General features: G+C 68.6%; 18 protein-coding genes and 1 pseudogene. 10 read left to right on the forward strand and 9 right to left on the reverse strand.

Annotated elements, in window-relative coordinates; all coding sequences use genetic code 11:
* Positions 1-13 precede the first annotated feature (13 nt).
* A complete protein-coding gene (locus tag HS041_RS28050) occupies positions 14-661 on the reverse strand; it encodes a hypothetical protein (RefSeq protein WP_196443838.1) in 648 nt (215 codons plus the stop codon).
* Between the two features lie 426 nt (positions 662-1,087).
* Between HS041_RS28050 and HS041_RS28055 the strand changes: the two genes are divergently transcribed.
* Together HS041_RS28055 and HS041_RS40210 are read left to right on the forward strand one after the other, a co-directional pair.
* The gene (locus tag HS041_RS28055; RefSeq protein ID WP_196443839.1) at positions 1,088-4,609 is read left to right on the forward strand and encodes a LamG-like jellyroll fold domain-containing protein; all 3,522 of its coding nucleotides are present in this window, start codon (positions 1,088-1,090) and stop codon (positions 4,607-4,609) included.
* A gap of 200 nt (positions 4,610-4,809) precedes the next feature.
* Positions 4,810-11,307 carry an endonuclease toxin domain-containing protein gene (locus HS041_RS40210; RefSeq protein WP_196443840.1) on the forward strand — a complete coding sequence of 2,166 codons (6,498 nt, stop codon included), beginning with the start codon at positions 4,810-4,812 and terminating at the stop codon, positions 11,305-11,307.
* A 1,002-nt stretch (positions 11,308-12,309) separates the two neighbouring features.
* On the opposite strand, the gene HS041_RS28065 is transcribed toward HS041_RS40210, so the two are convergent.
* Positions 12,310-12,684, reverse strand: a complete 375-nt coding sequence (locus tag HS041_RS28065) for a hypothetical protein (RefSeq protein WP_196443841.1) — start codon at positions 12,682-12,684, stop codon at positions 12,310-12,312.
* Positions 12,685-12,955: 271 nt separating this feature from the next.
* Positions 12,956-14,083: a tyrosine-type recombinase/integrase gene (locus HS041_RS28070; protein WP_196443842.1), complete on the reverse strand. Its 1,128-nt coding sequence runs from the start codon at positions 14,081-14,083 to the stop codon at positions 12,956-12,958.
* A 119-nt stretch (positions 14,084-14,202) separates the two neighbouring features.
* Here HS041_RS28070 and HS041_RS28075 point away from each other — a divergent pair, with 119 nt between their 5' ends.
* The 3 genes and pseudogenes from HS041_RS28075 to HS041_RS28085 all read left to right on the forward strand — a co-directional run bounded on the left by HS041_RS28075 (position 14,203) and on the right by HS041_RS28085 (position 17,685).
* Positions 14,203-15,417, forward strand: coding sequence for a hypothetical protein (locus tag HS041_RS28075; protein ID WP_196443843.1), 1,215 nt, complete (start codon positions 14,203-14,205; stop codon positions 15,415-15,417).
* Between the two features lie 703 nt (positions 15,418-16,120).
* Positions 16,121-16,663, forward strand: coding sequence for a hypothetical protein (locus HS041_RS28080; protein ID WP_196443844.1), 543 nt, complete (start codon positions 16,121-16,123; stop codon positions 16,661-16,663).
* 9 nt (positions 16,664-16,672) lie between these two features.
* A pseudogene (locus HS041_RS28085) lies at positions 16,673-17,685 on the forward strand (IS5 family transposase).
* A gap of 19 nt (positions 17,686-17,704) precedes the next feature.
* Here the strand turns inward: HS041_RS28085 and HS041_RS28090 are convergent.
* Complete coding sequence (locus HS041_RS28090) at positions 17,705-17,899, reverse strand: hypothetical protein (protein ID WP_196443845.1); 195 nt, start codon at positions 17,897-17,899, stop codon at positions 17,705-17,707.
* Between the two features lie 247 nt (positions 17,900-18,146).
* Between HS041_RS28090 and HS041_RS28095 the strand changes: the two genes are divergently transcribed.
* Positions 18,147-18,956 carry a hypothetical protein gene (locus HS041_RS28095; protein WP_196443846.1) on the forward strand — a complete coding sequence of 270 codons (810 nt, stop codon included), beginning with the start codon at positions 18,147-18,149 and terminating at the stop codon, positions 18,954-18,956.
* 82 nt (positions 18,957-19,038) lie between these two features.
* Entirely contained in the window at positions 19,039-19,416 is a 378-nt protein-coding gene (locus HS041_RS28100; protein ID WP_196443847.1) for a hypothetical protein, read from the forward strand.
* Positions 19,417-19,842: 426 nt separating this feature from the next.
* Here the strand turns inward: HS041_RS28100 and HS041_RS28105 are convergent, their stop codons facing one another.
* Positions 19,843-21,252: an FG-GAP and VCBS repeat-containing protein gene (locus HS041_RS28105; RefSeq protein WP_196443848.1), complete on the reverse strand. Its 1,410-nt coding sequence runs from the start codon at positions 21,250-21,252 to the stop codon at positions 19,843-19,845.
* A 50-nt stretch (positions 21,253-21,302) separates the two neighbouring features.
* On the opposite strand from HS041_RS28105, the gene HS041_RS28110 reads away from it, so the two are divergent.
* The gene (locus tag HS041_RS28110) at positions 21,303-21,647 is read left to right on the forward strand and encodes a hypothetical protein (protein ID WP_196443849.1); all 345 of its coding nucleotides are present in this window, start codon (positions 21,303-21,305) and stop codon (positions 21,645-21,647) included.
* A 120-nt stretch (positions 21,648-21,767) separates the two neighbouring features.
* Here the strand turns inward: HS041_RS28110 and HS041_RS40515 are convergent, their stop codons facing one another.
* Positions 21,768-22,313: a transposase gene (locus tag HS041_RS40515; protein ID WP_196443850.1), complete on the reverse strand. Its 546-nt coding sequence runs from the start codon at positions 22,311-22,313 to the stop codon at positions 21,768-21,770.
* Between the two features lie 230 nt (positions 22,314-22,543).
* A complete protein-coding gene (locus HS041_RS28120) occupies positions 22,544-22,783 on the reverse strand; it encodes a hypothetical protein (protein WP_196443851.1) in 240 nt (79 codons plus the stop codon).
* A 109-nt stretch (positions 22,784-22,892) separates the two neighbouring features.
* Between HS041_RS28120 and HS041_RS28125 the strand changes: the two genes are divergently transcribed.
* Positions 22,893-23,618: a TetR family transcriptional regulator C-terminal domain-containing protein gene (locus tag HS041_RS28125; RefSeq protein ID WP_196443852.1), complete on the forward strand. Its 726-nt coding sequence runs from the start codon at positions 22,893-22,895 to the stop codon at positions 23,616-23,618.
* Between the two features lie 71 nt (positions 23,619-23,689).
* On the opposite strand, the gene HS041_RS39510 is transcribed toward HS041_RS28125, so the two are convergent.
* A complete protein-coding gene (locus HS041_RS39510; RefSeq protein ID WP_255530090.1) occupies positions 23,690-23,821 on the reverse strand; it encodes a lamin tail domain-containing protein in 132 nt (43 codons plus the stop codon).
* A 10-nt stretch (positions 23,822-23,831) separates the two neighbouring features.
* Between HS041_RS39510 and HS041_RS28130 the strand changes: the two genes are divergently transcribed.
* On the forward strand, positions 23,832-24,131 hold the full coding sequence (locus HS041_RS28130; RefSeq protein WP_196443853.1) for a hypothetical protein: 300 nt from the start codon (positions 23,832-23,834) through the stop codon (positions 24,129-24,131).
* Positions 24,132-24,261: 130 nt separating this feature from the next.
* On the opposite strand, the gene HS041_RS28135 is transcribed toward HS041_RS28130, so the two are convergent.
* Positions 24,262-25,125 carry a hypothetical protein gene (locus HS041_RS28135; protein ID WP_196443854.1) on the reverse strand — a complete coding sequence of 288 codons (864 nt, stop codon included), beginning with the start codon at positions 25,123-25,125 and terminating at the stop codon, positions 24,262-24,264.
* Positions 25,126-25,254 lie beyond the last annotated feature (129 nt).

A 25,254-nucleotide genomic window follows, 5' to 3' on the forward strand; every position in this document is an offset into this window, starting at 1 on the left:
GAGAGCCGGGTGGTCAGGGGGCGCGGTGCTGGCCGATATGGCGCTCGCGCGGGCCGGTGGCAGAGATGCTGGCGGGCCGGCGCCGCGGAGTGCGGCGGTCAACGGCGATCAACCCGGCGATCACCGCGAGGATCAGCATGAGGGCGGGCACGGCCAGCTGCAGCTCGACGCCGGCATCGGGTGAGGAGTCACCTACCGAGGAGACCGAGGTGATCGGAGCCACGGAGGCAAATGGCGTAGGTGCTGGGGCGGGGCCGGTCGGTGCCATCGGCGGCGCTGGCACCAGTGAGGGCGTCGCCTCGGGGAAGGCGGGCGCATCGTCGGTGGCGTCCGTGCCGGTGGGCACCGGCGCAACGGGCTCCAGGGGCGGCAGGCTCGCGGGCGCTGGAGGCGCAGGCGCCGAGGAGGAGGGGGCCGGTGAGGAGGTGACGGGCGCCGGGGTGGCGGACGGCTGATCGGTCACCGTCACGGTGACGGTGGGCTGCGGGAGTGGCGGCTGCGGTGAGGGGGAGGCGTTGTTCCCGTCCTCGGGGCCCGGGTCCGGCTCGATCACATCAGGTGTGGGCGCGTGAACAGGTGATGCCCATGCTGCGGAAGTGGCCGCATAGGCCGCGCTGAACGAGGCGGCCAGCACCACCCCCGCCACCATCACCCGCTTCATCGCTTCCCTTGTGATCGACCCGACGCTTCACCGCCCGCAGCAAGAACGAACATAATGCCCTATTGATGTTTATATAGGAAGATTGCTCGCAGATGGGACATAAAGGTTAAGAAGGTAGACGGCCGAGCCTGGCGCCTGCTCGACGCCTTCATGGCCGACGGCATTCGCGACCGCCGCCCGCATGGACAGATCGCCACACAAGATCACAAAAGTCTGGTCGGCCAGGCAGTGGCCCGCCCCTTCCCTCGCCTGCAGCTCGCGACCTCGCGCAAGCCGAGTTGATCCTCATATGTTCCTTTTTGATCTACTGATACCTTGCTGTCTGTTTACGTACCTTTTATGCTCATTGGGGTTCCTGTGGTATGGATCCGGAGGGCCGCCGCGGTCCGGCGGAGCGCGTTGCCGCGCGTAGAAGCCCAGTTCGGGATGGCGCTGACAGCGGCGATCCTGGTGGCTGCGTTGGCTGTTCTTACTGGTGCAGGCCCCGCTTTGGCGGCCGGACCGGTGCAGGCTCTCTCCTCGGCGGGGGCGGTCCTGGAGCCTGATCCCGGGATCGAGAACACGGCTGAGGCGCAGGACGGCGACGCGGCCGATGAGGCCGACGCCGCCCGGGCGAAGGCGACGGCGCTGGCGCGCGCCGCGGGCGAGCCGGTGCCGGTGCCGCAGCTGACCGACGAGGTCAGCACCACGATCGCCAACCCCGACGGCAGCTACACCACGAACATCACCTCGGGTCCGTCCCAGCTGAAGCAGGACTCGGGGTGGGCTCCCATCGACACGGCGCTGGTCGCCGACGGCGAGGTGCTCAAGCCGCGCGCCGGTAAGGCCGAGGTGGAGGTCTCTAACGGCGGCAGCGGGCCGATGGCCAAGCTGACCGACGAAGAGGGGCGCGTGTTCGCACTGCAGTGGCCGACCGCCCTGCCCAAGCCCGTCATCACCGGCAACGTCGCCACCTTCGTCGATGCGGCGGGCCCGTCGGCGGACCTGGTGGTGACCGTGCTGCCCACCGGCTTCCAGCATGACGTGCTGTTGCGCAAGCGGCCCACCGAACCGCTGGAGCTGCGCATCCCGGTGCGCACCGAGGGCGTGGAGCTGTCGGAGACCAAGAGCGGGCGGCTGGTGCTGACCGACAGCGGCGGCGCAGACAGCAACGAGGTGGTCGCCTCCGCGCCGCAGCCGCTGATGTGGGACGCCGAGGGCCGCAGCAAGCTGCACCGCCAAAGCGTGCCGATCGACACCCAGGTGGAGTCAACCGGTGAGGCGACCACCCTGGTACTCAAGCCCGACTCCGACTTCCTGGCCGATCCGGCAACCACCTACCCGGTGACCATCGACCCGACCACCACGCTGCCGATCCAGGCCGACACCGATGTCGCCACCTCGTGGGCTTCGCACCCGGGCGATCAGATGATCATCGCGGGCACGATGCCGAAGCAAAGCGGCAGCGGCACCGACATCATGCGCTCCTACGTCAAGTTCAACACCAGCGCGCTGAACGGCATGCGGGTCACCGCGGCCACCTTGTCGCTGTGGAACCTGGAGACCCACGCCTGCGGCAGCGCGGTCGGCTCCGGCATCCTCGTCCAGCGCGTCAGCAAGGCCTGGGATCAAACGACGCTGACCTGGAGCAACAGGCCCACCGCGGGGACCAGCGGCCAAGCGGTCAACCGTCAGGGCCGGGGCCGTACCTGGAGCGCGGCCTGCTCCACCGCCGCTGGCTATCTGAGCTGGCCGGTCACCGCCATCGCTCAGTCCTGGGCCGATGGCGTAGCCAACTACGGCTTTCAGCTGCGCGGCACCAACGAGGCCGAGACCACCAACTGGCGGGCTTTTGCCGCCACCGAGCACACGGTCAAGCGGCCGCCGACCCTGTCGGTCACTTACCACGTGCCGCTCAAGACCATCGTTTCGGGCAACTGGCACAAGCTGATCGCCGCGCACAGCGGCCAGGTTCTGCAGGTCGACAACGGCGTACTGGCCAGCGGAACGGCGGTCAGCCAGGGGCCGTACGAGGGCTGGCCGTGGCAGGTGTGGCGCTTCGATGCGCAAAGCGACGGCAGCTACAAGATCGTCAACCGGCACAGCGGGAAGCTGCTGGCCGTCAACGGCGCCAGCACCGCCGACGGCGCGCTCATCCAGCAGTCCGACAACACCACCTGCGCCTGCGCGACCTGGTACGTCGAGAACACCGGCGGCGGCCTGATTCGGCTGTGGGCCAAGCACAGCAGCAAGGTGATCGAGGTGGCCGGAGCCTCGACCGCCGATAACGCACTCATCCAGCAGCGGACTGCCCTGACCACCGACAACCAAAAGTGGATGATAAAGGTGGTGTCGGCGCCCTCGGCCGGTGCGATGACCGTGACCCCGTCGGCCTCGGTGAGCGGAGTGATCACCACCAGTACGGTGACGCCGACGCTGCGCACAACGCTCACCGACAGCGCTAGCGGCACGCTGACCGGCGCCTTCGAAGTCGAGCACGACCCCTCCGTGCCAGCCCAGGGCAGCGGATCAATCTGGTCGCACAGCATGAGCAATGTGGCCTCCGGCAGCACAGTCGAGGCCGCCGTCCCCGACGGCAAGCTGGCCGACGGCTGGCTGGTGCGCTGGCGGGTACGCGCAATCTCCGCCACCTCCTCCTCAGCGTGGTCGGCCTGGCAGCAGGTGAGGGTCACCATCCCGGACGCGTCGAGTGGGATGTCGACCGATCCGCCGGTCGCCGACGGCGGATTGATGAGCACCCTGACTCCCACGCTGAAGGCGCAGATCAGCGACAGCGATCCCCAATGGCTGGCCGCGCGGTTCGAGTGGTGGGTCGCCGGCGGTGACCTGGTGGGCTCGGAGGAGACCGCGCTGGCTCCGCACGGCACGCACACGGCTCAGATCCCCGCGGGTGCTTTCGCCGACGGCACCCGGGTGTCGTGGCGGGTGCGGGCCTTCAACGCCGCCGGCACGACCGGCCCGTGGAGCGCCTGGCACACCTTCCTGCTCGCGGTCGAACCGCCGGCCAAGTCGGCGGTGGTCGCCTCCAGCGACTTCCCGGAAAACCAGGTAGGCCAGCCGGTGGGCACATCCGGCGCCTTCACCTTCAGCGCCAACGGGCAGGCCACCGTGGTGGCCTACCTGTGGGATGTCGACAACCAGAGCCCGACCCAGCGGGTGGAGGCCGAGGCTGCGGGCGGTACGGCCGGCATCTCCTACACCCCGACCGACGACAGTGAGCACATTCTGTATGTGCACGCGGTGGATGCGGCCGGTCGGCTCTCCCCGCGGGCGGCCTACCGCTTCCAAGCTGGGCGCGTCAGTACGCTACCGGTGGCGCACCTGCCGCTGGATGAAGGCGACGGCGTCACCCCTGACTACTCCGGCAACGGCCACGATGCCACCCTCACTGAGGGCGCCAGCGCGAGTTACGACGACGTGACCGGTCGCTTCGGCCTGGCCCTGGATGGCATCGGCGGCCATGCCTACACCGCAGGCCCGGTGATCCGCACCGATGCCAGCTTCACCGTCAACGCCTGGGTCCGGCTGAACGCCACCGGCGCCTCGGCCACCGCCGTGGGCCAGGACGGCACGCATGCCAGCGCCCTGATGCTGGGCTATTCGCAGGCTGTGGACCGTTGGGCGCTGTCGCTGCCGACCAGCGACAGCGACGCCGCCCTCAGCGTCCAGGCGACCTCGGCCGCGGCTCCGGCGCTGAATGAGTGGGTACATCTGGCCGGGGTGTACGACGCCGCGGCGGGGCAGATCCGGCTGTATGTCAACGGCCAGCTGGAAGGCAGCGCGCCGATCAGCTCCGTCTGGCAGGCGGGCGGGCCGATGACGATCGGCCGCGCCAAGCTGGGCGGCGCACCGGCCGGCTTCTGGCCCGGCGACCTCGACGAGGTCATTGTGTACCAGCGGGCGCTAAGTGAAGTCGAGATCGCCGAGCTCGTCGCCTCGGCTGGCTAGAGCAACCGGGAGGCGCTGCTGCACTCTCGCATGGCCGCCGACACCTTGGTGTCGGCGGCCATACCAATTTGGACACTAGCACATATAGATCGTTTAGATTACTAAAGATCATTTTATTCGATCTTGGGTATAAATTGGACATAAGTCACTTGCGTCACTACAGTCCCGCCTACTGTTTGTGATCTGCGCGGAGGCGTGCTGTGAGTGGTAGGGGCGGCCGTAAGGCGGCGCATCAGCGGATGCGCCGGGGCTGGACGGCGGCGGTAGTCGCGGGTGTGGTGGCGGCGCTGACGGCGTCATCGTTCGTCGACGTGCCGCAAGCGGCCGCCGCCGCGGGCAACACCCGTCCCGAGGTGCAAAAGACGCCGTCGGTGGAAGGCGAGGTGCGCGCCTCCAAGAAGCGGCCGGCCAACGCCGCAGGCAAGGCCTCCCTGAAGCAGGCGCCACCGGTCAGCTGGCCCCAGCCGGGTGCGGTTGAGGTGGACCTGTCGGGCCAGCCGGAAGCCGCCAAGCAGGCGCCGGGCGCGCAGGCCGACAACCCGCGCGTGCGTGCCGGCCAGTTGCCCGTGTGGGTGGGCGCCGCACCGAAGGACAAGAGCAAGGGCAAAGGCAAGAACGCCCGCGCAGCGCAACCCGAGGCCACGCAGCAGGAGACACCCGCACGGGTCCGCATTGAGGTGCTGGATCGCGAACTGGCGGCCAAGGCCGGCGTGGACGGCTTGTTGATGCGGGTGGCGCGCACCGACGGCCAGGCCGAGGCCGGGGCGATCGACCTGCAGGTCAACTACAAGGACTTCGCCGGCGCCTTCGGCGGCGACTGGGCCCAGCGGCTGCGCCTGGTCCAGCTGCCCGAGTGCGTGCTGGAGAGCGCCGCCACCAGCCGGTGCGCGGCAGCGACCCCGCTGGTGACACACAACGACGCCGCCGCCTCCACGGTGAGTGCGGTCCTGCAGGCCCCGGCGGCCCCCGGTCCGGACGCTCCGGCCCCGGATGCCTCAGTCCCGGCTGACGGGGAGCAGGCGCCGGCCGCGCCGAGCTCTTTCACCGGCAAGGCCACCCCGACGATCGTCGGCGCGTCCCTGACCACGACGTCCACCCCGCAGAGCACCGCGACCACCAGCGGCACGCTGGTGGCGGTGACCGCGGCGCCGTCGGGCAGCACCGGCGACTGGAGCGCGACCTCGCTGTCACCGGCCGACTCCTGGAACGCCGGCACCCAAAGCGGCGACTTCACCTGGTCCTATGACATGAACACCCCGCCGTCGCTGGGCGGCCCGGCCCCCGACCTGGGCCTGTCCTACTCCTCCGGCGGCGTCGACGGCCGCACCGCCTCCACCAACAACCAGCCCTCCTGGATCGGTGAGGGCTTTGACCTGGGGGCGGGCTATATCGAGCGCTCCTACATCCCGTGTGCCGAAGACCAGACGAACGCCAACAACGCCGGTCAGCCCAGCGGTGACCTGTGCTGGAAGAGCGACAACGCCACCTTCAGCGGCGGCGGCGAGCTGATCAAGGACAAGACCACCGGCATCTGGCGGCTGCGCAACGACGACGGCTCGCGCATCGAGCACCTGACCGGCGCGGTCAACGGCGACAACGACGGCGAATACTGGCGCCTGACCACCACCGACGGCACCCAGTACTACTTCGGCCTCAACAAGCGCTTCGCGGCCGACACCGCGCAGACCGCCTCGGCCTTCACCGTCCCGGTGTTCGGCAACCACGCCGGTGAGCCCTGCCGTGGCAGCGATTTCGTCGGCTCGGCCTGCACCCAGGCCTGGCGGTGGAACCTGGACTACGTCGTGGACCCGGCCGGCAACACGATGACCTACTTCTATGCCCCTGAGCACAACCGCTACGGCCAGAACAACGGCGCCAAGGTCGCCAGCTACGTGCGCCACGGCACCCTGGCCCGCATCGAGTACGGCACCCGCAAGGGCAGCGAGCACACCAGCCCGGCCCCGGCGCGCGTGCTGTTCGAGGTCGCCGAGCGTTGCATCCCCAACGGCACCATCACCTGCGACCCGGCGCAGCTGACCGCGGCCAACGCCGGCCACTGGCCGGACGTGCCGTTCGACCAGATCTGCACCAGCACCACCGCGTGTGCGACCACCAGCCCGACGTTCTTCACCACCAAGCGCCTGGCCCAGGTCACCACCCAGGGCCGCACCGGCGACGGCTACAGCGACATCGACGCCTGGACCCTCACCCACAGCTTCCCCGTCCCCAGCGACGGCACCAGCGCGAGCCTGTGGCTGGCCTCCATCCAGCACACTGGCAAGGCCGGCGGCAGCATGGCCCTGCCGAAGGTGACCCTGGACGGCCACCCGCGCGCCAACCGGGTCGACGTCGGCGACGGCCGCCCCGCCATGGTCAAGTGGCGCCTGGACCTGGTCACCTCCGAGACCGGCGGCCTGCTGTCGGTCAACTACGCCAACCCCAACTGCGAGCCCGGCCAGGCCCGCCCGGCCGACGACGCCAACACGCTGCGCTGTTTCCCGGTGCACTGGGACGCCGACGGCAACGGCACCCTGGTCAAGGACTGGTTCCACAAGCACGTGGTCGACTCGGTCGTCGCCGACGACCGCATCGCCGGCGGCGTGCAGCAGACCACCCGCTACACCTACCTCGGCGATGCGGCCTGGCACTACGACGACAACGCCCTGACCGCTGATACGCAGCGCACCTGGTCCCAATGGCGCGGCTACGGCAAGGTCCGCGTCAGCGCCGGCGCCTCCAGCCAGACCCAGACCATCAGCGAGTACACCTATTTCCGCGGCATGCACGGCGACAAGCGCGCCGACGGCTCCACCCGCACCGTCAAGGTCGTCGACTCCGAAGGCACCGCCCTCGACGACCACGAGCGCTTCAACGGCGTGCTGCGTGAGGAGATCGCCTTCGACGGCGCCAGCGAGACCGGCGCCACCATCACCACCCCGCAGGTGAGCGCGGCCACCGCCACCGACGCCTCTGGTCGTACCGCCCACTACCTGCAGGTCGCCTCCACCCGCGCCCGCGCCGCGATGGACGGCCTCCGCGCGCCGCGCCGCAGCGAGAGCACCTACACCTACGACGAGTACGGCACGCTCAAGGAAAGCTCCGACCTGGGCGACCTGGCCACGCCGGGCGACGATGTCTGCACCCGCTACAGCTACGCCCGCAACACCGCCGCCTGGATGATCGGCTACCCGAGCCGGAAAGAAGTCACCGCCGGCGCGTGCACCACCACCCCGAACCGGCCCGCCGGGCTGATCTCCGATGAGCGCACCTTCTACGACGGCGGCGCCTTCGGCGCCGCCCCCACCGTCGGCAACGTCACCCGCAGCGAGAGCCTGTCGGGCTGGGCCGACGGCGCCCCCACCTACATCGCCCAGACCCGGGCCAGCTACGACGCCCACGGCCGAGTGATCGAGACGCTGGATGCGGCCGACGCCAAGAGCACGGTGGCCTATACCCCCGCCACCGGCGGCCCGCTCACCGCGATCAGCGAGACCAACGCGCTCGGCCACACCTCCACCACCACCCTGGATGCGGCCACCGGAGCCGCGCTTTCTGAGGTCGACGCCAACGGCAAGCGCACTGAGGCCGCCTACGACCCGCTGGGCCGATTGATCAAGGTGTGGCTGCCCGGCCGCGACAAGGCCACCCAGAGCCCGAACACCGAATACGAATACCTGATCCGCGCGGACGCGCCCACCGCGGTGACCACCAAGACGCTCGGCCCCGACGGCGGCTATGTCACCAGCGTTCAGTTGCTGGATTCGCTGCTGCGCCCCCGCCAGAGCCAGGCGCCGGCGCCCGGCGGCGGCCGCATCATCACCGACACCCGCTACGACCACCGCGGCCTGGTCTCCCGGCAGACCTCGCCGTACTACAACAACGATTCGGGACCCTCGACCAGCCTGCTGTCGGTGCCCGAGCACCTGGTCCCGGCGCAGAGCGTCTACACCTACGACGGCGCCGAGCGGCCGATCGCCGAGGTGCTGCAGGTGTATGCGCAGGAGAAGTGGCGCACCACCACCAGCTACGGCGGTGACCGCGTGCACGTCGACCCGCCCACCGGCGCCACCCCGACCACCACCATCAGCGACATCGCTGGCCGCACCACCGAGGTGCGCCAGTACAAGGGTGATGAGCCCACCGGCGCCTACGACGCCACCACCTACACCTACGACGTCGCCGGCCAGCACACCGCCACCCGCGATGCGGCCGGCAACACCTGGCGCTACCACCACGACCTGCGCGGCCGCCTGATCAAGGAGGAAGACCCCGACGCCGGGACCGAGACCTTCACCTACGACGCCCTGGACCGGCTGACCTCCTCCACCAACGCCCGCGGCAAGACCATCGTCACCACCTACGACGTGCTGGGCCGCAACACCGCCCGCTACGACGGCTCCACTGAAGGCCCCAAGCTGGCCGAGTGGACCTACGACACCCTGGCCAAGGGACTGCCCACCTCGAGCGTGCGCTACGCCGGCGGTCAGGCCTACACCAGCGCGGTGACCGGCTACGACGACGCCTACCGGCCCACCGCCACCACCTTGACCATCCCGGCCAGCGAAAAAGCCCTGGCCGGCACCTACACCTTCGGCTCCACCTACAAGGTCGACGGCAGCCTGGCCACCCAGACACTGCCGGCCAAGGGCAACATGCCGGCCGAGACCCTCAAGTACGGCCACGACGCACTGGGCTTCGCCACCACATTGACCGGGCTGCGCCCGTATGTGCTGGCCTCCCGGTATACCCCCACCGGTGAGACGCAGCAGTACACGCTGGCCCTGTCGGAGCAAAACCGCAAGATCTGGCAGACCTTCACCTACGAAGAAGGCACCAACCGTCTGCAGCGCGCCTACCTGACCCGGGAGACCTTCACCGGCCGCGACGCCGACATCGTCTACGGCTACGACCCGGCCGGCAACATCACCAAGATCGCCGACGTGCCGACGATCGCCGGAGCGGCCGCCGACATCCAGTGCTTCCGCTACGACTACCTCAACCGCATCAGTGAGGAATGGACCCCGGCCAGCACCGCCGACAACACCTGCGCCGCCACCCCCAGCCAGGCCCTCATCGGCGGGGCGGCCCCATACTGGAACACCTACAGCTACGACCTCACCGGCAACCGCACCACCGAGGTCCAGCACACCAGCGCCGGCGACGTGACGCGCACCTACAGCTACCCGGCCGCCGGCTCGGCGCAGCCGCACGCCCTGCGCCAGGTCACCACCGCGGGCCCGAACGGCGCCTCCAGCGACACCTATGCCTACGACGCCTCCGGCAACACCACCGGCCGCACCGTCGGCGGCCGCCAGCAGACACTGGACTGGGACGCCGAAGGCCACCTGGCCAGCGTCACCGAAGGCAGCGCGGTCACCGGGTTCCTGTATGACGCCGACGGCAACCGGCTGATCCGCCGCGAGGCAAGCGGCACCACCCTGTATCTGCCGGACGGCTCCGAACTCAAGCTCGATGCCGCTGGCACCATCAAGGGCACTCGCTACTACAGCCACAACGGCGACACCATCGCGGTGCGCCAGGTCGGCACCGTGCAATTCCTGATGGCCGACCACCACGGAACCGCCCAGATCTCCGTCCACGGCGGCACGCTGACCACCACCACCCGGCGTTTCACGACCTTCGGCGCCTCCCGCGGCACCGTGCCGACCAACTGGATGGGTGAACGCGGCTTCATCGGCGGCACCCAGGACGCCAGCACCGGCCTCACCCACCTGGGCGCCCGCGAATACGACCCGGCCATCGGCCGCTTCATCAGCGTCGACCCCCTGCACGGAACTCTCGAGGGACCGCAAAGCCTCAACGCCTACACCTACGGCATCAACAATCCCGTCAACAACGCCGACCCCACCGGCGAATGCGTTCCCGGCGACTGCCCGCAGCGCACCAATGGCCTATACCGGCTCGCGTCCAAGACGACCGACAGCGCGACCAAGAAGAAGTACACCGAAGCTGCTCAAAAATCGGAACAGGACGAAGCGGCACGCTACACGAGGATCAACTCCGGGACTGCGAAGAGCTCGGGAAGCAGCGCCGCCAGCAGCACCGCCAGCACGTACGCCAGGACCACTTCACCGACGGGGCGAACCGTACGCGACGAATACATCCAGACGAACGAGGGACTCATTCCATCGTTCGCCTTGCGGGAGCATCCCGGAGGTGGCCGGGAAATCACCCTCCCCAGAGCTGTCGGGCAAATGATCGACGACCTGGCAAACGGATCCCTCGCCGGGTTCGGGTGGCGAGGTGGGCGTTTCAGCTTTTCCGGAATTCTCTCGATCTTTAAGCGGCAAGAATCGGTATGGAAACTTCCTGCAACTCGCCGAGGATATGTCATCGAGGGAAGACTTGGTGGAAACCTCCCAAACGGATTCAAAACAATCGATCGCTTCAGTAATGGTGAAGTTTCTAGTATTAAGAGTATTGACACTCGCACCAAGTCTTATCAGAATCCAAGAAGGCTTGAAAGTAGACTAAAGGGCTATATCGACAAGGTGTCGAAATTTAACGGGCACAGCCGTGGTGGCGTTACGATCGACAAGTCGATGATCAGCAGCAGGGCGCTCGATGTAGTATTCCCCAAGGGGAAGGTGAGTTCAGCGCAACGGGAGGTCTTCAAAAGGAGCATCTCCTACGGCAATTCCGTCAACGTTACTGTCCGATTTAGAGGTATGGGATGAACCGATACGCCAATGCCTATCTCCGAAAAGGCATCATTTTAGTAGAGTCCGTACATGTCACCGTGGACGGAATGGGCATATCGGCACATCCGATATTCGTGCTAGAAGATCCCTTTCCTCCGGAAAAAGCGTATCAGGCAATCACTGAGGCCCTAGCTGGCAGCATCCAGGGTGTCCCGACCCCTCGGTTTGATCGGTCACAAGAGTGGCCGATCTTGCAGGCCGCTGGAGTGAAGAGCTGGAGTGTATTCAATCGAGGCGCGAAAGCTGTAGTTATACGACGGGAGGGAGAAGAGGTATTTCTCACCCCTACCATTAGCACCAAAGCAAAAGGTGGGGGATTTGATCATTTACCTGAAAAGGCCATATGTCTACCGAAAAATAGCTCGCCCATCGAGGTTAGGGACGCCTTGATGGCTGCTTTCGCCGCATCTGTCTAGTGCTTGGCGAACCGCAGCGCGTGAGTAGCGAGTCCTTGCCTGCAGCCGACTTTAACGCTGCGTGACTGTTTATTTGGTCCTGCTTGCGTTAGAGGAGAACGAGCGGAGCATCGACAGCTTGCCCAGCATCCGCTCCAGCCCCATCTCATTGAGAATCTCGGTGGAGGAGAACAGCTGCGAATCTTCGCTGGGATGTTGGTGGGAATTTGTGCGAGGTGTAGTGGACAGGTCACAGGCGGTTTTTCGAGGTCGAGCGGGGTTGACCTGAACTGCAACAGCGACTCAAGCGACTGAAGTTCGTGGTTGGCTGTCGCAGCCTCGGTATCTCGGCCTGGTGCCAGCTCCATCAGTCGGTCTGCTGAGATTTATCATCTCATGATGGTGAACGTTGAGGCGGCGATCGGGTCCGCTCAGGTACAACGCCGAGTGACTCAAACGACTGAAGCTCGGGATGGTCTGCTGCCGTAGGCCTCGTGTTCCGGGGTCGCTGCTGGCTTTCCGCCAGCTGGCCCCACAATCGTGTGAGCGTGTTTGGGCAGGCCAGATGGGTTGTGAAAGAGACTTACGGCTGTAGTGAGTCAGGCAGGATGCCGGTGCACGGGAACAACCGGTCGCGGTCGGCGTCTGTGGCTCTCTTGGCGTCGATCGTTTCCAGCGACCGACGGACCTGCTCCTCGGCCCGGGCCACCCCTTCGGGGTCGCGCCGGCGGCTGTCTTCCATCAACTCGGCGATGTGCTGGCGCGCCGCGGCGGCCTGGCGGCGACGCTGCAGAACGACGGCGGCGGCGCGGCCGGGCTCGGTAAAGCTGTCGATGGCCTGGTGGACCTGTTCCAACGGCATTCTGCTCAGCAGGTTGGTGACGTAGGTGAGGAGCGCTTGCTGCTCGACCTCCGGCAGCAGGACCGGGAGATCTTCCTCGGGTGTGGGTGAGCTCATCTCTCCAGCGTAGGGAACCGGCACCGTGGAGAGACCAGCCATGCAGCCTTCTCAGTAAAGGGCTCGGGTAACGCGCGGCTGGTGGCGATCATCCAGGGCGTCGACAGACCTGCCTTTCCCGATATGCGCTTCGCAGGGCGGATCACGTTACTGACACCTCATGGCCGATGGTGTCGCTCCTGCCCACAGCAGCAGACCATTGACCTGGAGATTCGTCATCGGATGTCAGTGGTTTTATCGCCGGGTGTCAGCGAATTTTCGTCATCAGGTGTCAGTAGGGCGCCTCGGTGGAGGCGGCGTTCATGAAGGCCATCAAGCGGGTGGCGGGGTGCCGGTCCAGGGCGTAGCGGGCGCGGTCGTAGGCGCGGGTGGTGCGCGGGTCGGCGTGGCCCATGGCGTCCTGGACGTCGCGCAGAGCGGCGCCGGCGTCCAGGGCGAGGGTGGCGAAGGTGTGGCGCAGGCTGTGTGCCGACAGTTTGGTAGCCGAGGGGATGGCCGCGGTGCGGGCGATGCGGCGGATCAGCTTGGTGACGGCCCACCGGTCCAGGCGCCCACCACCTGGGTGCGGGCCGGAGGGTTCGGTGACGAACAGCGGCCCGGCCAGGTCCTCGGGCCGCACACCGGCGCGGGCGGCGCGGTCGGCCAGATACACCTCGACGGCGTGGGCGATGGGTGGGGCCAGGGGAAGCATCTGACGTTTGCCGCCTTTGCGGGTGACGGTCAGGGTGCGCCAGCCGCGGTTATAGCCGAGATCGGCGATGTCGGAGCCGCAGATCTCGGCCACTCGCACCCCTTCAGTGAGCATGACGCCGAGCAGGGCGGCGGTGCGCAGCCGTACGGGGCGATCGTCGGCGGCGGCCGCGGCCAGGAACCGGGCGGCCTCATCGCGAGACAGGCCGATGGTCGAGGAGACATCCCGCTCGCGGCGGGGCCGGTCGGCAGCGGCCGCGGGGTTGCGTTCGCAGGCGTCGTTGCTGATCAGGTAGGCGTACCAGGCGGACACGGCTGACAGCTTGCGCGCCACGGTGGCGGCGGCGAAGCGTGCGGCCAGGTCGGCGGCGTACAGGTCGGCGTCGGCGCGCCGCGCGGCCAGCGGGTTCAGGCGGCGCTCGGCGCACCAGGTCAGCCAGGCGTGCAGGTCGGTGCGGTAGGCGGCGCGGGTGGCGGGTGAGGCGCGGGTCTCCAGCCAGATCGCGGTCAGCCGGTGCACGCCGTAGGCGTCGGTCACGTCGACCGGGCCCAGGGCGGGCAGCGCGGCCACGGTCTCGCTGAGCATCAGGCGCCGCTGAGTGACCGGTGCGGGCAGGGATGCGGCGGGTGCGCCTTCCGCCGGTGGAGCCTCTCTCCCGTCGATGACCGCGGCGGCATCGGGGCCGGTGAGGGCAGCGTGATCGTCCACTCCGCGACCGTACACCATAAGCGGAATTATGGGGTACGAAATCACGGACGATATTTAGCGTTCCGCGAATCGCTTAAACGTTTCGAAGTAGAGCACGCGATACTTGGTAGGGTGCCGTCATGATGGAGGACCCCACGCCTGATCTCGCTGACGCGAGCGAACCGGGCCCGCGCCCCGAGGCCGCCCGCCAGCTGCAGACCGCCGACGGCGACGCTCCCGACGACAGCGGCCCCGACGACAGCGGCCCCGACGGCGGCGGCCCCGACGGCGGCGCTGCGGGCGAGCCGGACCCGCTCGCCGAGACCGAGGCCGAGGCCGAGGCCGCCGGGGTGTGCCGACTGGAGAGCTGTACGGCGCCGCTGCCGCCGCGGCGTGACGAGCACGGCCGGCGCGTCAGCGGCCGCCCGGCCAAGTACTGCAGCCCCGCGCACAAGGACGCCGCCGCCCGGGCCCGCCGCGAGCAGCAGGCTTCGGCCGTGGCCGAGCCGCTGACCGCCGCCCGCGCGCTCGCCGAGAGCGTGGGCCCGGCCGCCGACCGGCTCTCGGCCGTGCTGGCCGAGCTGAGCGCACAGCTGCGCCGCGCCGAGACCGGCGCGCTGGCCCGCATCGCCACCGCCGAGAGCGAAGCCGAAACCGCCCGGGACACCGCGGCCGCGGCCGAGGCCCGCGCCGAGACCGCCGAGACGCGCCGCCGCGAGGCCCTTGCCGCGGCCCGCCAGGCCAGCGAAGCCCGCGCCAAGGCCGAGCGGGCGGCCGCACGCATCCAGGCCGAGGCCGAGGCCGCCCAGCAGCGCGCCTGGAGCGAGACCGCCCGCCACGAGCGGGCCCGCGGCCAGGCCGAGGCCACCCGCGATGCCGCCCAGGCCGCGCAGCAGGCGCTCACCGCGCAGCTGACGACCCTGGAAGAGGAGGTGCAGGCGCTGCGTGTCGCCTCCCAGCTCCAGGCCGAGCAGCTGCAGGCCAGCGAGAGCGCGCTCGGGCAGGCGCGCACCGAGGCCGCCGCGCGCACCGAGCAGCTGCAGGCGCTGCGGGAACGGCTGCAGGCCACCACCGAGGAGCTGAAGCAGGCGCGCGCAGCCGCCCAGGCCGCCCGGGAGCACGACGGCCGCCAGCTCACCCAGGCCCGCGAGGAGACCACCCGCGCGCAGCTGCGCGCCGCCGAGGCCGAGACCGCCCACCAGGCGCAGGCGGCCCGGGCCGAGGAGCTACGGGCCGCCCTGGAGGCGGCCGAGACGCGCAACACCCGCCTGCAGGAGCTACTCAGCGCCCTGGCCGCACCGCCGGACCAGCGTGAGCGGTCGCGCCCCGGCCCGGGGCCGGCCGGGGAGGAGTAGCCGGCCCGGGGCCGGCACGTGCCCCCACGGCCCGGCCCGGCGCGCAGGAGCCCGCGGCCTTCAATCCCGGCCCAGTCCGCGGTTTCACTCGGTCGACCCACCACAGGGAACTCACGAACTCAGCGCCGGTTGCCTATTCGCAGCGGCAACACAGCGGTGCCCCGGGACGCGTGCACGCAGAGGCGCTCCCGGGGCTTATGCCCTCCACGGTAGCAAGCCAGATCCCAGCCCGACGCGGAGCAGCGACACCCCATGGCACCTCGTGCTGACAGATGACGGCACACAGCAGCGCGTCTGCCGTACTGACTGTCAGCAAACGACGCATCGCCAGGCCCGCCAGGGGATACGGACCGGCCCGCGTGCGGGTTCACGGTCGAAGCCCAAAGAGCAGCAAGGCTCCGCACGCTCCGGTGCAAGGGGACGCCGATGGGCCGAACGCGTACCCCGACTTCAGTTCGCGGTGGAGCTATGACTTGCGTGAACAGCCTTCAGTCGGCCGAGGGGGGATGCCCGTCGCGGCTTTCGCTAACCGATCTCGCCGACATCTCACGGCACATCCAGGACGACTTGGCGGTAATCCGTAGGCGGCTAGGAAACCCGCTCTGACCTGGTCACTGACACCTCGTGCAGCTTTTTGCTGTCATCTCAGTGCAACCTTGCAGCCGAGCCGCGCCGGTACGCCGGACCCGGATGCGCCACCCGGGTGCCGCCGCCCGTCCTGGACGCCGGCGGCCGGCCCAAGGGCGGCCGCCCCGCCCTCTACTGCAGCTCCGCCTGCCGCAGTGCCGCCCACCGCCTGCGCACCGCCCGCGCCACCCCCGCCCTGGGCGAGGCGGTGACTCGCGCCCAGGCCCTGGCCGACGCGCTGCTGCAGACCGGTCGGCCCTGGCAGGCCGCACTGGAGACGCTCACCACGCAGTTGCGCGAGCTCACCGACGGCGCCGCCGGCCAGCTGGCCGCCGCCGAAGAGGCCCGCGCCGCGGCCGCAGCCACCGAGGAGCGCGCCACCACGGCCGAACGCCGCGCCGCCGACGCGCTGGCCGACCGCGACGCCGACGCCGCGCACGCGCGCGCCGAGACCGCGGTCGCCTCCGAACTCAAGGCCCTACGGGATCTGGGCGCCGAGCAGGCCGCGCGAACCGGCGCCGAGACCGCCCGGGACGCGGCCCTGGCCGCGCGCGACGCACTAGGAGCTGTTTGGGGTTCGGATCTAGGTAGGGCCCGGTGGCGGGCCGGCGGCTGGTAGAACTCGGACGTGGCGCGTTTTGATGTGACGGACGCCGAGTGGGCGTTGATCGAGCCGTATCTGCCGGTGGCGGCCACCGGGCCGCTGCCGCGGCGGGTGCGTGATCAGTTCAACGGGATCCTGTGGCGTTTTCGCACCGGGTCCGGCTGGCGTGACGTCCCCGAACGCTACGGGCCCTGGTCCACGCTCTACTCCCGGTTCAACGGCTGGGTCAAGGCCGGGGTGTTCCAAGGGCTGATGGACGCGTTGATCGCTGAGGCGGCATCGCGCGGGCAGGTCGGGCTGGAACTGGTCAGCGTGGACTCCACGATCGTGCGGGCGCATCAAGAATCGGCCGGTCTGGCCGTGGCCGGGGAGACCCTGGATGCGCTGGAGCAGGCCCTGACCGAGGAAAAGGGGGCTCCGCTATCGGAGCAGCCGCCGGTGCTGCGGGTGATGCGCCTCCGGTGACACCCGGCGCGGACACCTCGTCGGAGCAGGATCGCGCCGCTGCGCGGCGACGCCGCAGGGCCCGGACCAAGGCCGCCGGGCTCGGCCGGTCCCGCGGCGGGCTGAGCAGCAAGGTCCATGCCGCGGTCGACACCCGAGGGTTGCCGCTGGCCTTCGTGCTCACGCCCGGCCAGGCCGCCGACTGCCCGCAGTTCATCACCGTCATGGACAAGATCCGCGTTCCCGGTCCGGTCGGTCGGCCCCGCACCCGGCCGGGCGCCCTCGCCGCGGACAAGGCCTACTCCTCCCGTTCCAACCGTGCTTACCTGAGGAAACGCCACATCAAGGCGGTCATCCCGGAGAAGAAGGACCAGGCCGCCAATCGCAGGAGGAAGGGCAGCCGGGGCGGTCGGCCCGTCAGTCACGACACCGATCTCTACAAGGAGCGCAACACCGTTGAACGCTGCTTCCAGAAGATCAAGACCTGGCGCGCTCTGGCGACCCGCTATGACAAGGCCCCGGAGAGCTACGAGGCTGGACTCTACCTTCGAGGTTCGATCATGTGGCTGAAGTTCCTCACCTCAACCACATGATCCGAACCTCGAACAGCTCCTAGCCGAGCAGCTCGCCGCGACCAAGGCCGCACTGGCCGAGCAGATCACCACCGCCACCCGGCTGAACGAGCAGCTGGCGGCGGCCACCGATCGCGCCGACCGCGCCGAGACCGACACCGAGCGCACCCGCACCGAGGCAGCCGAGACCCGCGAGGAACTGAAAACGGTCCGCACCGAGCTGACGACCGTCCACGCCGAGACCGAGCGGCTACAGACCGAGACCGCCCGCACCCGGGCCGCCGCATTCGAAGCCGAGCTGGCCACCGAACGCGCCGCCGCCCAGGAGCGCATCACCGAGCTACGGAGTCGGCTGGCCGAGGCGGAGGCCCGGCTGGCAGGCCTGGCCCTGCCGCCCCTGGTCGACGTCGGCGGCACGCCGGGGGTCGTGCTCGACGACGACACCGCCGTGCTCGCCGATGATGGCCCCTGCTGCCAGCTCGATGACTGAAACGGAGTCGGCTCCCGAGGAGGTCGGCACTCCTGAAGAGGAGTCGGAAGATCTGCTGTACGAGGTCGACATCGCCCCGCCGGTTATCGGGGATTCTCAGATCGCTGACCTGGCGGGTCTGCCGACAGTCCAGACATCGAGCAGCAGCGTATCTTCCTTGGGGGCAACCACGACAAGCGCACAATCCGCTATGCGCCTGTCAGCTACCTGGACCACGTACGAGACCTACATCAAAGATAAGTTCGTTGACGCCCCTGAAGGGTACGGACTTATCTGTGAAGACGGAGCCGACTGGTGGTATTCCGGCGACGGCCGGGGGTCGGGGTTCAACACCGGGAAATATCGCACCCGTGCCGCAGTAAAGTTCAACTGGGATGACGGTAACACCTATGGATACAAGGACGTAAGCTCCACCAAGCGATACAGGTACATCGGCGGCAGATACGTTTACGACTCCAGCAAGAAGGAAAGCTCGGCAAATTTCAAGGTATACTCGCTGGCGAATTCTAAAACATTCAGCCACGTTAAGATAGACCACAAAGTAGGGAACCCTTTCTGCTCAAACACTTACATCTTCTACGTGAACTGGCAGAAGTTCTATAAGACCGGAAACCGATGGGTTTACGGGGAGCACACGAAGATGCCGCATCACGAGTTCTACATCCAAGACGTCTGGACCGACGGACAATCGGAGACCAAGCACCACAAGAAGGTCTTCACTCATGCAGCCGTCTCGCCTTTCTGTCTGGCGACATTCGGGGTAACCCCCTGCGGAAAGAAGAATTACCAGTACGTTAAGTAGCGATCTCGCCGAGCGGCGGGTTAAGCCAGGGGGCTCCTCGAGAGAGGGGCCCCTGGTCACAGGGACATAAAGGAGAGATAGGTTGAAAAATTCACTCAAGGGGAAATTTGGAATCCGTCTTTTGGTTGCCATCCTGGTGGCCGGGTTCCTCTTCTCCTGTTCGCTTTTTGTCGCAGGTCTTACCGGATGGTATATTCCCGACGGATCCCCTCGGCTTACAATGGCGGCAGTCTGGATGCTTTTCCTGTCTGCGATTCTAGGTTTGGCGGCGGTCTGCGCCTACCGTGGCATCCTCGGATGGCGCATAGCGTCCTTCTGGCTTCTGCTCGCCTTGATAATCCCTTTCGGGCAAGGGGTAATACTTACACTTAAGCCGGCGCAGACAATCGAATGCGACAGAGAAGTCGATACGCGCAATCCTTTGGAGCTTGAAGAGCACTGCAGATTGGTTGAAAAATAAAGCGCATCGCTGCGCTTGTGCAGGCTCACATACCAGGCGGTCTCCCACACCGAGCACCGGGCCGCTGAGCGCGCAGCTCCCGGCCGGTCGATCCGCAGCAGAGCTGCCCAAGGCGGTTACTTCGGCCATCGCCGCGGCGTAGGCCTCGCGGCCGCGCTTGACCTTACGCCACTGTCCGGCGCGGCAGGCCGACGAGCAGTACCGCCAGGAGGACCTGGACCCCTCCGAGAGAGGCCTTCCGCAGCTGGCGCACCGGCGCGGCGTGCGGCGCTCCATCCGAGCGTGACGGGGCAGTTGCCCCCGTCCGCCGCAGCCGGCGCCCCCGATTCTTTCTTGCCGCCTTGGCTGTAGCGACCTCACCTCGGCCACATCACCGAGGGTGCCTCACCGCGGTGGCGTCATCGGGGTGGCGTCATCGGGGTGGTGTCATCGGGGCAGGGCCGAGGCGAAGCGGGCTTCGGGTTCGACGGCTCCGACGGTGTGAGGGTGGATGATCTGGGCGGCGGGGAAGGCGCCGGTGGCCGTGCCGGGCAGCACTGTCAGCATGCCGCGCCTGGTGTTCTTGCCCGGTGCGCCGACCAGCAGCTCGCCCTTGCCGTCGCCGGTGACGTCCAGGATCGCCACGGCCCCGCCGAAGCCGTCGTCGGCTGCGGACTGCTCGGGCACCGGGTCGGCGACCGGATCGGCACTGTCACCGTCTTGGCTGATGATGCGCACGCCGGCGGGCTGCGGCCCCGATTTCGAGCCGGGCACCAGGGCGACCAGGCCCGCATCGTGGTGGCCGGAGACGATGGCCGCCGGAGCACCGATGGCGATCTCGGCGGCGCCATCGCCGGTGACATCGCCCACGGTCACGGTCATCCAATCTTCAGGCAGGTCGGACAGCCACGACAGGTTCCGGGCGGTGTAGCCGGGGGCGGCCATGCCGGCGCCGTACTTGGAGCCGTAGAAGACGTTGATGGTGCCGGTGCTGGGGGTGACCATGACCACGTCGTCGTAGGTGTCGCCGTTGACGTTGCCGATGGCCAGTTTGGAGTCGCGTTGGGGGCAGGCCTGGGCGGTGGGGGCGCTCGAGCCGCAGCCGGCCGGTGAGCCCATCACGTACGGTGTGGCCGAGGGATTGCGGATGTCGCCGATGTACCACAGGAAGTAGTCGCGGTCACCGAAAGTGGTGACGGTCACCATCTCCAGCAGGTCATCACCGTTGAGCAGGCCGGTGGCCGTCGAAAGGGGGAGAGGCTGCCGGCCGGGCAGGAGAGGGGCCTGCTCGTAGGGCCCGCCGTTGTACCAACCACCCAGGTGAGAGGTGTAGCCGCTCTTCCAGGCGGCCACGATGTCGATTTTCGGGTCGCTGTCGGCCCGGCCGGCCTTCAGCCCGCCCAGGTAGGTTCCGGTCGCGAGATCGGTGAGATGCCGGGTCGAAACGCCTTCCGGCTTCCAGGCGTGAACTCGCATGCCGCGACCGCCGGCGGAGATCAGCTCGGTGCGGCCGTCGCCGTCGAGGTCGGCCGCGCTGAAGTCGCTGCCCCAGTCGGTGCAGGGCAGCGCCCCCCGCGGGCCGACGCCGCTGAAGCACTGCGGCGTGGGCCGGAAGTTCTCATGGCCGGCGAGTCCGTTCGGGCCGCCGTAGAGCACCGTGACCAGGCCGGAGTGGGCGCTGCCTGCGGGTCCGGGATAGAACGGGCTGCCCACGGCCAGGTCGTTGTAGCCGTCGCCGTTGAAGTCGGTGTTCTTGACCGGGGCGGCGGCCTGGGCGCTGGCCGGGGCGGTGGCCGGGAGGGTCAGGGCCGCGCTCAGGGCGAGCAGCAGCGCCGCCCGGGTGGCTGTCATGTGCATGGCCGCATGATCGCGGCGGTCTCTTGTGATCGACTTGCGGCTGACCGCAGATGCTGATCAGCGGCTTTGCCGACTTCGTCGGCCTGCTCGGTCGACTCGGCATGTACGCGCACGCGGCGGTGGCCGAGGCTGAGCTGGCTGCCTCCGGACTCGTTCCGGTGACCATCGTCCACGGCGAGGACCTCACCGAGCTGGACCTGGTCTACACCGAGCTGCCCGGCCTGGCGGCGCGGTGCGGCGCCGTGCACGCGATCCAGCACGCTGGTGACTACACCACCGTGTTGTTTTCCGGCGTCGATGCGGAGCGGACGCGGCTTGCCTTCATGGCCGAGCTCGCCGCAGTCGCTCCGCCGCGGTGGCGCATCACCGCCGACCGCACCCCGGATACCGGCTGAGCGGCTCAGCCGCGGAGTACCTGCTGGTCGCCTTCAACCTCAGCTGAGCACGCTGTCGTTTGGAGCGTCGACAAACGACGGCGGTCTCAAAGGATCAACGCATCACCGCTGTTCAAGATCTCAGCGTAGACCTCCGCCGGGGTGCGGTAGCCGTGGAGCTACCGCTCCGGAACCGCTGGTACGCCGCCAGTCGTTCCTCCATCGTGGATTCCGTGGCGAAGCCAGACGAAGCGGTCCCCGCCCCACCCGAAAAGATCCCCACCACGCCCCCTCCCGTGAAGGGCTGCGCCTGGCCCGCATCGGGCCCGTACTCGCCCTCGCCCTGGCTGGGACGGTCCTGCTCAGCACCGGCCTGTTCATCGGCGCGCTGTGGCTACTCGGCTTCCCGGTCCTGACTCCAGTCGGCCCGAAGGGCATCTCCCTGGCCCGGCTGTTCGATCTGCTGAAGCTGTCCTTCGCCGTTGTCGCCGGCCAGGACCCGTAGCAGTCGGGCACGTCGCGCCAGGGGGCGCCGACCCGGACTCGCCAGCGGATCCCGTCGATCAACTGCCGCTTGCTGAACAGCGACGGTCGCCCTGAGCGCTTCGGCGCAGGCAGCAGCGGTTCCAGTACCGCCCGCTGTGCATCGGTCAGGTCGAACCGCCTCGTCACCGCTAAGGTGGCCACGAGGTCTCCGGTATTCAGGTTCTTCTTGGTCGGAAATCATCCACCAGAGACCTCGCCGTTATCGATCAACGACCTGCCGCGATCTCCTCAGTCCGTCGCCGCCGACTTCGATGCGCGTCCTACGGTCGGCCGACGCCTCGCGTGATCGTGGTGGATCTGTGTTGTCCGGGCACCCACCGCCACGCTGCTCGGCGCCTGGTGGGTACCCCGGGCGCGGAATTGTCGCGGGATCATTCGGCGGCGGACATCGCCTTCTTGTGTCGGGTGTCCAGGACCGCGATCACCGCGAGCGCGATGGCTGCCGCCGCGACGGCGACGACGTAGCACCACGGGGCGGGCAGGTAGTTAGCCGCCACCAGTGGGTTCGGGCCCTTATCGGTGAACACGCGGAAGATGATCGCCATCGGCCCCTCCCAGACCCCCGCGATGAGCGTGACAAGCATTGCCAGCCGATACCAGCCTTCGTCCACAATCACTCCCATCGAGATACGAACGTATCAATAACATCATCATAAATCTCCTGGCATCAAGGGTATAAGATGTAATTCGTCACGATAATGATGTGGATAGGCTTGGAATATGCGTGATGAAACGAGGTGTCCGGTCTGCCGCGGCCCGGTGCGGCCGTCCACGCGAGGCCGCCGCCCGGTCTACTGCTCCCGCGCCTGTCAGGCCCGCGCGTACCGGTCCCGCAAGAACCCGCCGGTCCCGGCCCCCACCGCCCCGGAGCCAGCCGGCCGCCAGCGGCAGATCGCCGAGGCGGTCTGGCGGATCGCCGCCGAGCGCGGCCTGCAGATGGCCACCGTCCGGGAGATCGCCGCCGAGGCGGGCGTGTCCCCGCGGGTGGTGCAGTACCACTTCACCGACAAGCACCACCTGCTGGTCACCGCCCTGCAGATGCTGCACCGGGAAAACGAGCGCCGGGCCCGGGAGCGGATCTCGGCGCTGCCCGATGCGTCCGACCCGCGGGTGCTGCTGCGCGCCACCCTGGAGGAGCTGCTCCCGCTCGACGAGCAGCGCCGCGCGAGCCTGCGGGTGATGACCGCCTACTACGCGCGGAGCCTCACCGACCCCGTGCTGGCGGCGGTCTTCCTGCACGAGGGAAGCCCGCTGGAGGACCTGGTCGCCGCTCTGATCACGGCGGCCGGAGTCCGGCCCTCGATCGACGCGACCCGGGAGGCGGTCCTGCTCGTCGGCGGTGTGACCGGGCTCGGAATCGATCTGCTGAACCGGCGCCGCACCTGGGCGGACGTGCGGCGCACCCTGGACTACCACCTGAACCGCATCCTGGCGGAGCAGCCATGACCGGGCCATCGGCCGCGCCGATAGTGCGCCGGCCGGGTCAGCGTTTTATGCCAACGTCTCCGGTGCGCCGCTTATAGGCAGGAGATGGCATCAACGCGGGTGGAGTTGTAGGAGCAGGAGTCGATCACCTGTCCGCTGGGCCGCAGCAGGTAGGCGCTGTCGCGGTCGTTGTTCCACACGTACTGCCGCCGGCCCCGATACACGGTGGTGGCAGTGTCGGTTCCCTGGCCGGTGCGCAGCCGGCTGCGCGGCGCGGCCTTCGAGCTGACCGTCACCGCCACGGCGGTGGTTCTCGCAGGAATCCCGATGGTGGAGGGTCTGCGCGTGGTCGACTCCGGCCGGATCGAGGTCGAGCTCACGCCCGAGCAGGTCGACGCCTTCGGGTTGCAGAGCGGCGTCGCCTACCGGGTGCGGGGCGAGTGGTACGGCGCCGACGGCCGGGCGGCGGAGATGCCGGTGGCGGTGGCGATCCGGGTCCCGGCCCGCTGGCTGCAGCCGCTGGGGGAGAGCTGATCGCAGGCAGAGGTTGCCGCGTCGGCCCGGAAGGCGGCTGCGGCAGGGGCCGCCTGCTCCCCGTCCACGACAGGAGAGTGAGGAGCAGGCGACGGTAGCGGGCCGACGGTGACTAATGGGCGAAGACCGCTCATGCGCCGCGGCCACAAAGCGCACCCTGGCTGCCGTCTGGCATGATCTCGAAGCCGCGAAGGATCGGACGCGAATCGGCTCGACCTGCCGACCTGGTTGCGCTGGCCGGCGTAGCGTAGCTCACCGTGACCCCCCATGATCCCTTCCCCGGTCTGCCTGATGCCGCTCCCGCCGCGGTGAGTGCTGCCGTCGACGCCTGCGAGCGGTTTCTGACGCATCTGGGCCTGCTGGCCGGGCAACTGCGGGAGCTGCCACCGGATCCCGCAGGCGCCGCACAGGTCCGGGAGGCCGCGGCCCGGGTCGGCGTGGTCCTGGCGGAGCTGACGGCAGCCGCCGCCGGGCAGCGACCGTAGCGACCGAACCCGGCAACCCAGGAAACAAAGGAGAGCAGCGCCGGCCACGGGTGGGCGTGGTACTCGCGCGGCACCCGCCGGTAGTCCTGGCCCGGCAACGGGATGACCTCGGCGGCGGCGACATGTAGATCGTCCAAGGTCGCGCGGCGCGCTCCGGCGCTTTGGCTAACGGTCAGCCGGGCCAGATGCGCCCACCACGAACCACTGGCGCGCCGCCAGCCGCGCAGCAGGACTATCTGTCCGCCGTAGGCGACCAGTGGTGGCAGCGTCAGCAGCGCTCCCGGACGGTGGGGAAGCTGGTCGTAGGGCTGGCCGTCGAGTTCGGCCACATCCGCATACGGCAGGCGCTGCTCGATGATGGATGGTGCGTCCGTCACCGGGTCGGCGGGGATGATCCAGCACAGGTGCGCCCACAGCTGACCCTCGAGGGGTTCGCGGCCGCGCAGGAACACCGGCCGCCTGCCGTACAGCACCAGCGGCGGCACCGGCAGCAGCGTGGAGGCGGGCATGCGCCGACTCTACCGTTTTATCGATCACGTGTTCTATGCCGGGGTGGGTGTGTCGGCGCTGCGGCCGGTGCCGCGTTCGTGTGACTCCCAGCGATAGTTGTCACTTGCCAGAGATAGTTGTCACCACGG

It is taken from the genome of Planomonospora sp. ID67723 (genome assembly GCF_015711605.1).
In the GTDB taxonomy this organism is placed as follows: Bacteria; Actinomycetota; Actinomycetes; order Streptosporangiales; family Streptosporangiaceae; genus Planomonospora_A.